The 10,202-nt window shown below is 29.2% G+C and carries 11 protein-coding genes; 9 read left to right on the plus strand and 2 right to left on the minus strand.

Going from position 1 to position 10,202, the window contains the following annotated elements; all coding sequences use genetic code 11:
• Positions 1–73: 73 nt before the first annotated feature.
• Together ACAG39_07885 and ACAG39_07890 are read left to right on the plus strand one after the other, a co-directional pair.
• Positions 74–685: a TetR/AcrR family transcriptional regulator gene (locus ACAG39_07885; GenBank protein ID MEZ0537161.1), complete on the plus strand. Its 612-nt coding sequence runs from the start codon at positions 74–76 to the stop codon at positions 683–685.
• Between the two features lie 11 nt (positions 686–696).
• On the plus strand, positions 697–2,760 hold the full coding sequence (locus ACAG39_07890) for an RND family transporter (protein ID MEZ0537162.1): 2,064 nt from the start codon (positions 697–699) through the stop codon (positions 2,758–2,760).
• A gap of 191 nt (positions 2,761–2,951) precedes the next feature.
• On the opposite strand, the gene ACAG39_07895 is transcribed toward ACAG39_07890, so the two are convergent.
• Together ACAG39_07895 and ACAG39_07900 are read right to left on the minus strand one after the other, a co-directional pair.
• A complete protein-coding gene (locus tag ACAG39_07895) occupies positions 2,952–3,326 on the minus strand; it encodes a RidA family protein (protein MEZ0537163.1) in 375 nt (124 codons plus the stop codon).
• A gap of 166 nt (positions 3,327–3,492) precedes the next feature.
• Positions 3,493–3,870, minus strand: a complete 378-nt coding sequence (locus tag ACAG39_07900) for a zinc ribbon domain-containing protein (protein MEZ0537164.1) — start codon at positions 3,868–3,870, stop codon at positions 3,493–3,495.
• A gap of 108 nt (positions 3,871–3,978) precedes the next feature.
• Here ACAG39_07900 and ACAG39_07905 point away from each other — a divergent pair, with 108 nt between their 5' ends.
• The 7 genes from ACAG39_07905 (at position 3,979) to ACAG39_07935 (ending at position 10,140) form a co-directional block, all read left to right on the plus strand.
• On the plus strand, positions 3,979–4,443 hold the full coding sequence (locus ACAG39_07905) for a nucleotidyltransferase domain-containing protein (protein ID MEZ0537165.1): 465 nt from the start codon (positions 3,979–3,981) through the stop codon (positions 4,441–4,443).
• Positions 4,436–4,870 (plus strand): DUF86 domain-containing protein, encoded by a 435-nt coding sequence (locus ACAG39_07910; GenBank protein MEZ0537166.1) that lies wholly within the window; start codon positions 4,436–4,438, stop codon positions 4,868–4,870. Before ACAG39_07905 ends, ACAG39_07910 begins: the two co-directional genes overlap by 8 nt.
• 132 nt (positions 4,871–5,002) lie before the next feature.
• Positions 5,003–5,740, plus strand: a complete 738-nt coding sequence (locus ACAG39_07915; GenBank protein ID MEZ0537167.1) for a 2-phosphosulfolactate phosphatase — start codon at positions 5,003–5,005, stop codon at positions 5,738–5,740.
• The gene (locus ACAG39_07920) at positions 5,740–6,297 is read left to right on the plus strand and encodes a DUF6512 family protein (protein MEZ0537168.1); all 558 of its coding nucleotides are present in this window, start codon (positions 5,740–5,742) and stop codon (positions 6,295–6,297) included. Before ACAG39_07915 ends, ACAG39_07920 begins: the two co-directional genes overlap by 1 nt.
• Before the next feature lie 18 nt (positions 6,298–6,315).
• Entirely contained in the window at positions 6,316–8,262 is a 1,947-nt protein-coding gene (gene metG / locus ACAG39_07925; protein ID MEZ0537169.1) for a methionine--tRNA ligase, read from the plus strand.
• Positions 8,259–9,020 (plus strand): TatD family hydrolase, encoded by a 762-nt coding sequence (locus ACAG39_07930; protein MEZ0537170.1) that lies wholly within the window; start codon positions 8,259–8,261, stop codon positions 9,018–9,020. The genes metG and ACAG39_07930 overlap by 4 nt, the downstream gene beginning before the upstream one ends.
• Positions 9,021–9,102: 82 nt before the next feature.
• Positions 9,103–10,140 carry a LacI family DNA-binding transcriptional regulator gene (locus tag ACAG39_07935; GenBank protein MEZ0537171.1) on the plus strand — a complete coding sequence of 346 codons (1,038 nt, stop codon included), beginning with the start codon at positions 9,103–9,105 and terminating at the stop codon, positions 10,138–10,140.
• Positions 10,141–10,202 lie beyond the last annotated feature (62 nt).

Here is a 10,202-nt window from a genome sequence, read left to right on the forward strand (position 1 = left end):
GATTTACAAAACTCACTATCATATAATATAAATATGACTGGTAGTCATAAAAGTATACATGAAGGTGGAATAAATGATAAGACATAAAAGGATTTCAGAAAAGTTAGCTCAAAAAAAGATAGATAAAGAAAACAAACTGCTTGAATCAGCGTATAACCTATTCCTTGAAAAAGGGGTTGACAAGACGTCAGTTGATGAAATTGTAAAAAAAGCAGGAGTTGCGAAAGGAACATTTTATATTTACTTCAGGGATAAAGAAGAGATTGTAGAAAAGCTAATTCTAATTAAAAGTGCAGAGGTGACAAAATTAGCTCTTGAAGAAACACTTAAAAATAGATATTCAAGTTTCATTGATGGGATGCTATTTTTTATTGACTATATAATTGAATATTTAAATAAACATAAATATATCTTTAACTTGATAAATAAAAATTTATCGTGGGGATTTTATAAAAAGGTATTATCTGAAGGAGAACAATTTGAAAGTATTAGAAAAACAAAGGATTTGTTTATGAAAAATATGCAGAATACAAAATTTACAAATGATGAGCTAGAAAAAATTATTTTTATGATTTTTGAACTAATAGGAACAATGTCATACAATAGCATTATAAAAGGTGAGCCAGATAACATTAAAGTGGTAAAACCAGTCCTCTTAAAAATGATAAGAAAAATATTTGAATAAGAGGTGTTTGTATGAAACAAGTTGGTATTATTATTGTAAAGCTAAGAATTCCTGTAATTGTATTGGCAGTGCTATTACTCCTTCCATCTCTTTATGGTATGCAAAATACTAAAGTAAAGTATGATTTGACAACATATCTTCCTTCTAATCTTGACTCAATTAAAGGACAAAAGATTTTAGATGAAAAGTTTTCTCAAGGAACATTATCAATGCTTATAATAGAGAACATGCCAAATAAAAATGTTAAGTTGCTCAAGGATAAAATTCAAAAAGTTGATGGTGTAGAAAGTGTACTATGGGTAGATAGTATTTTAGACACAACATTTCCAGATAGCTTTTTACCAAATGATATTAAAAAGATTTTTTTCAATAAAAACTCTACCATGCTTTTTATAAAATTTAAAGGTTCATCATCTGATGCATCAACTCAAAAGGCAATAGACAGGATAAAAGAATTGATTGACAAAAAAGGATATTTGAGTGGATCTGCTGCTATTTCAAAGGATATAAATGAACTTTCTTTAAAAGATGTTCCTATTTATACATTTGTTGCTGTTGTATTGGTTATAATACTTCTTACTTTAACAATGGATTCATTCTTTGTCCCTTTAATAATACTTACAAATATTGGATTTGCTATTTTGTATAATTTGGGGACCAACTATTTATTAGGGGATATATCGTATATCACAAAATCATTAGCAGCAGTTTTACAGCTTGGAGTTACATTAGACTATTCTATATTTCTTTTCAATAGATACAAAGAAGAAAAACTAAAAACAGATAATAAATTAAATGCTATGGCAGAAGCAATCTCAAAAACAGCAACAGCTGTATTAAGTTCTGCACTAACAACTGTGGCAGGATTTTTGGCACTTGTAATTATGAAGTTTGGAATTGGAAGAGACCTTGGTATTGTGTTGGCAAAAGGTGTATTTATAAGCATATTTACTACTATAACAATACTTCCTTCGCTTATTCTAATTTTAGATAAACTTACTGAAAGGTTTAAGACAGTATCTTTACTTCCTAAATTCACAAAAATATCACAATTTGTTGTAAAAAATTATAAAGCTTTTGTTGTTATTTTAGTTATTCTATTTTTACCAGCATTATACGGAAGAAATAATGTGGGTGTTTATTATGATTTGCTAAAGGCACTTCCAAGTAATGCACCTTCATATATTGCTACCGAAAAAATGGAAGAGAACTTTGATATAGCTACACTACATACCGTTGTTGTAAGTGATAAGATAGGATATAAGAATATAGCTTCAATGATAAATGAAATAGAAAAAATAAACGGAATCACCAATATTTTTGCAATAGAGAAATTTATAGGTCCGAGTATTCCAGAGAGCTTTCTCCCTGAAGCTATTAAAAGAAACTTTCAAAATCAAGGGTATAAACTGATTATGATTGCTTCGAAAAATAGATCAACGTCACAAGAGGGTCAAAAGGAGCTTTTGAGTATTGAAAGGATAGCTAAAAGATATGACAAAGATGCAATTTTAACTGGTGAAGGAGTTTTAACAAGAGATATAATGAAGGTTACATCTGTTGACTTAAAAAATGTTGATGTACTGTCTGTATTAGCAATATTTATAATAATACTAATTGCTTTTAAATCTATTTCTATACCAGTCTTACTTGTTGGTTGCATAGAATTTGCAATACTTATAAACTTTGCAATATCATTTTTTACAAAGCTTGAAGTACCTTTTATTGGATATATAATAATGGGAGCAATTCAACTTGGTTCAACAGTTGACTATGCTATACTTTTGACATCAAGATTTGAAGAAAATATAAAAGAAGGATTAAATAAATATGATGCTGTTAAAAATGCTATAAAATCTTCAGGTAGGTCAATTCTTACAAGTGCTTTAGGATTTTTCTTGGCAACATTTGCAATAGCACTAATTAGTAAGATGGACATGGTAAAGAATATCTGCCTCATGCTTTCCAGAGGTGCAATAATAAGCATGATTGTTATACTTACCATACTTCCTGCACTTCTTATAGTAAGTGAAAAAGTTATTAAGAACACAACAATTGGACTCAGTAAGCAATAGGTTTTAAAAAAAGAGGGTGTATTGAATAATATTTTATGCTCTCCTTAAGTTATTAGGAGGCAAGTCATTATTTAACACCCTCTTTTGTTACGCATGTTGTCATTATTTAGTATATATCTACCTCTATATCGCACCATATAAAAAATAAAATTATATTTTTTATTAGCATTATTTTATATACAATATGCAATTTATCTTCCAGCTACTGCATCAATTTCAACCATTACACCCGGGAGAAGTTGGCAGCCGATTGTGGTTCTTGCTGGGTAATTACTTTTGAAATACTCACTATATACCTCATTGAATTTAGCAAACAAAGATAAGTCTGAAATATATACATTTACTTTCACAACATCATCAAGAGTTAGATTTGCAGATTCTAAAATTGCTTTAATATTATTCAAAACAAGCCTTGTTTGCTCTTCAATAGTATCTCCCTCTATCTTACCACTTTGAGGATTAATAGGTAATTGCCCTGACAAAAATAGCATATTATTTATCATAACAGCGTGCGAATATGGGCCTACAGGCTTTGGGGCATCATTTGATATAATGCACTGTTTCATTATAAGGTATCACTCCTTTAATAATAGGAAATAACTTTTTTAATCAAGTAGTTTAATTATATTTTTTTTACAACTTTTTTAGTAACAAGTCAACTATTTTAATAAACAAAATGAAAAAGTTATGACTATTTTGAATAATATATCAATACAATCAATTAACATATTGTTATAACCTAGTTCCGCAATAAGGGCAGTATAAAAAGGTTTTTGAAACTTTATTCTTACAATTTGGACAAAATTCAATCTGGCTGGTTTCATATTCACCAATTAATTGAACATCAGATAAATTAATATATGCATCTTCATTATTTTTAATCCTTTTTGCAACATCAGGGTTTAAAGCATAAATTCTGTTGCAACAGTTTGTTTTTAGAATATATTTTGTTCCCCATTTAAATACAGGTATAAAAAATATGTGAAAGTAAGAGAAATCTTCAAATAATTCGTAATTTGCCTCTCGAGAACAAAAAGGACAAACATTAAGATTTATATTTTTTATCTTTTTACTCTTATTTTCAACCCCAAAGATACCAATAAAAAACATGATTTATTCTCCTTTTTCTAGAATATGCACTATATCTTTATTGTAATTGAAAGTTCAATATTATAAAATAGATAAAAAGTATTTATTAAAATATTAAGGTGAAAATTTATGATTACAAGAAGTAAAGTAGATTTTATTCATTTTTTTAGCTCATATCAATTACTCAAAACCTTATTTGCATCTTATGGTGACAAAATAATTGTAGCATATCTTTTTGGATCGGTGGCTCAAAAAAAATATGGACCTTTGAGTGATATTGATATAGCAGTTTTATTTAATAATAAATTGACAAACCAAGAGATAGATAATTTTGAGGAAGAGATATACTCTAAATTGACTACATTATTAAAAACTGAAGAAATTGATCTAATTGTGCTCAACAAGGCACCTTTGAGTGTTCAATATGGAGTTATTAAAAATAAAGAAATTATTTATTTTTCAGATATGACACAAGTTGTAGATTACCAAACAAAACTCCTTCTAACTTATCTTGATTTTAAACCAGTAAAGGATCAAATGAATAAAGATTATATATATTTACTAAAGAAAAAAGTAGGTGCTAAAAATGGATGATAAACTTTTGTCCCATATTCGATTATTATACAAATATATTGAAATACTTGAGAAGATATCTAATACTTCATTTGATGAATATGAAAAAGACGATATATTAAAAGGAGCAATAGAAAGATATTTACAGGTTGCTATTGAAACTTGTCTAAATATTGGCAGTAGAATTATTTCATTAGAACAATTTAAAAATAATATTAATTTACCAGAAACATATGCTGATATTTTTAGGATCCTTTCAGAAATCAATGTGATAGACAAAGATTTTGCAAAGAATCTTTCTAATATGGCTAAATTTAGAAATAGATTGGTTCATATGTATTGGGAGATAGATGATAGATTAATTTACGATATTGTTAAAAACAATTTAGTTGATTTAAAAAAATTTATAGAAATGGTAATAAAGTATATAGATAACAAAAATAATTAAATAATAATTAATAATAACTAAGCTGCTTGGAATTTTACCTTGCAGCTATTTATTTTTGTATTTTTCCTTCTTGTCCAATAACAAAATATGTTATAGAATTAAATGTAACAACATTAAGAAGGTGAGATTTCTTTGGAGATAAGGCTTTTTGACAACTATCTAAACGTTGATAATGAGTATTTATGTAATTCAATTTCACTTGTTATTGATACATTTAGAGCAACAACAGTTTTAATTACAGCATTATATAATGGTGCAAAATATATTATTCCTGTTGAAGAGATTGAGGAGGCCTTGCTTTTAAAAGATATTAACCATAATTTAGTTATTGGTGGGGAACGAAAGGCTCTAAAGATACCAGGATTTGATTTAGATAATTCTCCGCTTTCATATAGAAAGGATATAATAGAAGGCAAGGCTGTGGCTATAACAACAACAAATGGAACACGTGCTTTAAAGGTTGCACTAAAGTCAAAAAGAATATTTCCTATTGCATTGATAAATGCTAAATATACAATTGAATATCTTATAAAACATGTATTTAATAGCCACCACATTACAAAATTAGCTATCATATGTGCAGGGAATGAAAAGAGATTAACTTTGGAGGATGTCCTAACAGGAGGCTATATTGTTAAAATCCTGAAAGAAAACCTAAATGAAGATATTGTATTTGATGATTTTTCAATATTAGCAGAGGATCTATACGATAGATATAAAAATAACCCAAAAGATATTTTATCAAAGGCAAGGCACTTTAAAAACTTAATTGATGCTGGTTTTGAAAACGATATTAAGTTTTGCTTGAACATTGATAGTATAGATTGTGTTTGCGAATACAAAGACTTAAAAGTTGAGAAGGTGAAATAATGTTAAGTATATATATGTCATCCTATACCAAAAGAAAATTTAGAAGAAGAATTAAGATTTTCGAGATTGTTGGAATAATTATAATATTAATGTTATCCTCCCTTTTTCATTTTTGCTTTGACTGGCTTGGGAAAGTAAAATGGACAGCAGCAGTTTTTGCTGTAAATGAAAGCGTTTGGGAACATCTTAAGATAGGCTTTTTTGCTGCTTTCTTCTATGCTATCTTTGAATTTTTAGTATTTGGTAGAAAGCTTTTGAATTTTATTCCCGCAAAAGCAGTATCCTTTTTATTAATACCACTTTTAACTGCAACCTTTTTTTACACATATACAGCCTTTATTGAAGATAACCTGTTTTTTGATATAATGACTTTAGTCTTAGCAGTTATTATAGCCCAAATTGTTAGTATTAAAATTATGCTTTATGAAAAGAAAATAAAGAAAATGCCCTACATATTATTAATAATATTTCTTCTTATAATCTTTCCTTTATTAACATTTTATCCACCTAAGATTTTTCTTTTTTATGACTTTGCTCATAAAAAATATGGAATATAATTTTTTGGAGGCGATATTTTGAGTAATAAATTCTATATAACAACACCAATTTACTATCCAAGTGATAAATTGCATGTAGGACACACCTATTGCACTGTTGCAGCAGATACAATAGCAAGATATAAAAGAATTAGAGGCTACGATGTATATTTCTTGACAGGCACAGATGAGCATGGCCAGAAGATTGAAAGAAAGGCACAAGATGTTGGGAAAACTCCACAGGAATATGTTGATAATATAGTGGAAGGGATAAAAGACCTTTGGAAGCTTATGAATATTTCATATGATGATTTTATAAGAACAACAGAAGAAAGGCACAAAAAGGTTGTTCAAAAGATATTTACAAAGCTTTATGAACAAGGCGATATATATAAAAGTGAATATGAAGGCTGGTATTGTACCCCTTGTGAATCGTTCTGGCTTGATAGGCAGCTTATTGATGGCAAATGCCCTGATTGTGGAAGACCAGTAGAAAAAGCAAGAGAAGAAAGCTATTTTTTCAAACTATCAAAGTATCAGGATAGACTAATAAAGCATATTGAAGAAAATCCTAACTTTATAGTACCGCAATCACGTGCTAATGAAATGATAAATAACTTTATAAAACCCGGGCTTGAAGATGTATGTGTCTCAAGAACAACATTAAAATGGGGGATTGAGGTTCCATTTGATACAAAACATGTTATTTATGTTTGGATAGATGCATTATCTAACTATATCACAGCTTTAGGATATCTTTCAGAAGATGATAGCAAATTTAAAAAATACTGGCCTGCTGATGTTCATTTGGTAGGCAAAGAAATAGTAAGATTTCATACAATAATATGGCCTGCAATGCTTATGGCATTAGATCTTCCTCTTCCAAAGACTGTTTTTGGACATGGTTGGCTTTTGTTAGATGGTGGAAAAATGTCAAAGTCAAAGGGTAATGTTGTAGATCCTGTTATTTTAGCTCAAAAGTATAGTGTTGACAGCTTAAGATACTTTTTATTAAGAGAGATTGCTTTTGGTTCTGATGGATTATTTTCGGAGGATGCACTTAAACAAAGACATAATTCTGATTTAGCAAATGACTTAGGAAATCTTTTGTCAAGAACAACAACAATGGTCGAAAAGTACTTTGGAGGGGTTTTAGAAAACTCTAAAAAAGAAGAACCTATTGATGAAGAACTAAAACAAGCAGCAAAAAATGCTTTTGAAGCTTGTACAAAATATCTTGATGATTTTATGTTTTCAAATGCATTGATAGAGATATGGAAACTTATTGCAAGAGCAAATAAATATATAGATGAAACAATGCCATGGGTATTAGGAAAAACAGAAGAAGGGAAAGAAAGGCTTGGAACTGTTCTATATAATCTTGTTGAAACACTACGAATTGTTTCAATATTGATAGAACCATTTATGCCTAAAACAACACCAAAGATATTAGCCCAGATTGGTATTGATTACAATAATAAAGAGTTAACTAAATGGGAGAGTGCTAGTGAATTTGGCAAAATAACAGAAAAACTTCAGGTAAAAAGAGGGGATATTCTTTTTCCAAGAATAATTGATGAGGAGGCAGACAAAGTGGAAGAACAAAAGAAACAAGAGGTAAAAGTTGAGAATACGCAAAATCAAGATAAAGCAAATGTAAAAGAATTGCTATCAATAGATGATTTTGCTAAAGTTGAGCTTAAAGTAGCAAAGATTTTAGAAGCAAGCAAGATAGAGGGTGCTGATAAACTATTAAAACTTCAAATTAGCCTTGGTGATGAACAAAGACAAATTGTTGCAGGCATTGCAAAATTTTATGCTCCTGATGAACTTGTTGGGAAGAAGATTGTTGTTGTTGCAAATCTAAAACCAGCTAAACTAAGAGGGATAGAATCACAAGGAATGCTTCTTGCTGCAAGCATAGGTGACAAATTAACGCTTATTACTCCAGAAAAAGATATTGAAGAAGGAGCAAGGGTAAAATAATGATTGATGTCCATGCACATTATGATGATGAAAAATTTTCTGATGATTTAGAAGATGTGATGGCAAGGCTAAAAGAAGAGGATATAACTGCCATTACATCTTCTTCTGATGTTAGAAGCTCAATTAAAAACAAAGAAATTGCAGAAAGATATTCAAATATATACTTTACTGTTGGGGTACATCCTCATGAAGCAGAAAAGGCTAGTATAGACTATTTAGATAAGTTAAAAAGCCTGTCAGAACATAGTAAATGTGTTGCTATTGGTGAAATTGGACTTGATTTTTACTATGATTTTTCTCCAAGAGATGTTCAAAAAAAGGTGTTTATAGAACAAATAGAGTTAGCATTAGAATTAAAAAAGCCAATTGTTGTTCATGATAGGGAAGCTCATAAAGACACTTTAGATATTATAAAGCAATATGCAAATAAAGATATAAAAATACTTTTACATTGCTATTCTGGTTCTTTGGAAATGGCTAAAATACTTATGAATTATGAGATTTCAATATCTGTTGGTGGAGTTGTGACATTTAATAATGCAAAGAAGCTTGTTGAGGTTGTAAAAGAGTATCCACTTGACCTTATTATGCTTGAAACTGATGCTCCATACCTTACACCTGTGCCTCATAGAGGTAAAAGAAATGATTCTACTTATCTCAAATATGTAGTAGAAAAGGTGGCACAAATAAAAGGTATCACCATAGAAGAGGTAATTGATAAAACAAAAAATAATGCAAAAAAGTTCTTTGGATTATAAACTTAATGCACATTTTGTTGACAAATATATATACATTATAATATTATACTAAGTGATAAATAAATATGTAGAGGGAGTAGCAATGAAAAAGGTAACAATAAATGAAATTGCCGCAAGTTTAAAATTATCAAGAAATACAGTTTCTAAAGTTCTAAACAATACTGGGACAGTTTCAGATGATACAGCAGTAAAGGTTATAAGAAAAGCTATTGAACTTGGTTACACAAAATTGGACCCAGAACTATTAAAGAAGATTAAAAATCTTAAAGAAGAGAAAACAAAGAATATAGCTGTTTTAGCACATAAGTATTATACTGAGTTTTGGTCAAGGATCATTAATGGTATCTCTTTTGAACTTAATAAAAATCAATATACTTTGTCATATACCTATATAAGTAGGGAAGATGAAGAAGAACTAAATATACCTATAAATATTTTAAATCATAACGTTGATGGAATTATTGTAGTGAGTGTTTTTAAGAGAGATTATATGCAAAAACTTATAGATACTGGGCTTCCAATAGTCTATTTAGATGCCCCCGTTGAAGATGACACCTCTACATTAAAAGGTGATATTGTCTTAGTTGAAGGGCAAGATAGCACATATAAAATTACTAAACATCTTATTGATAATGGATGCAAAAAAATAGGCTTTATAGGTGATATAACATATTGTAAAACCATTTATGAGAGATGGTTAGGATTTAAGAATGCTTTAATTGATAATAATCTTCCTGTTTTAGATGAAATATGTTTTACACACAGTAGCGAAAATAGGTTTTATTCAGAGCATGAGGTTTTCAATGCATTAGCCACAATAAAAAAGATGCCTGATGCAATTGTTTGTGCTAATGATGGTATTGCACTAAATGTTATTAGATACCTAAAAGATCATGATATTAGAGTTCCAGAAGATATAGCAGTAACCGGATTTGATGATACAAAAGAAGCAGTTTTAATAGAGCCAAATATTACAACAGTGCATGTATATAATGAAGAAATAGGAAGAAGGTCTGCAGAGGAACTACTAAAAAGGATAGAGAACCCTAAACGTGTTTATTCTACTATAAGAATATCTACTGATATAAAGATAAGAGAATCAAGCTTAAAGAAAAAATAATAAAAGCTTACCAGTTGGTAGGCTTTTTTATTTTTTCCAACCTCCTAAAGTATTATATCTAA

It is taken from the genome of Caldicellulosiruptoraceae bacterium PP1 (assembly GCA_041320695.1).
Classification (GTDB): Bacteria; Bacillota; Thermoanaerobacteria; order Caldicellulosiruptorales; family Caldicellulosiruptoraceae; genus JBGGOQ01.

Bases quoted from the DNA above. Each gene is read 5' to 3' on its own strand.
- ACAG39_07885 (MEZ0537161.1), top strand. From the start codon at position 74: ATGATAAGACATAAAAGGATTTCAGAAAAGTTAGCTCAAAAAAAGATA.
- ACAG39_07890 (MEZ0537162.1), top strand. From the start codon at position 697: ATGAAACAAGTTGGTATTATTATTGTAAAGCTAAGAATTCCTGTAATT.
- ACAG39_07895 (MEZ0537163.1), bottom strand. From the start codon at position 3,326: ATGAAACAGTGCATTATATCAAATGATGCCCCAAAGCCTGTAGGCCCA.
- ACAG39_07900 (MEZ0537164.1), bottom strand. From the start codon at position 3,870: ATGTTTTTTATTGGTATCTTTGGGGTTGAAAATAAGAGTAAAAAGATA.
- ACAG39_07905 (MEZ0537165.1), top strand. From the start codon at position 3,979: ATGATTACAAGAAGTAAAGTAGATTTTATTCATTTTTTTAGCTCATAT.
- ACAG39_07910 (MEZ0537166.1), top strand. From the start codon at position 4,436: ATGGATGATAAACTTTTGTCCCATATTCGATTATTATACAAATATATT.
- ACAG39_07920 (MEZ0537168.1), top strand. From the start codon at position 5,740: ATGTTAAGTATATATATGTCATCCTATACCAAAAGAAAATTTAGAAGA.
- ACAG39_07935 (MEZ0537171.1), top strand. From the start codon at position 9,103: ATGAAAAAGGTAACAATAAATGAAATTGCCGCAAGTTTAAAATTATCA.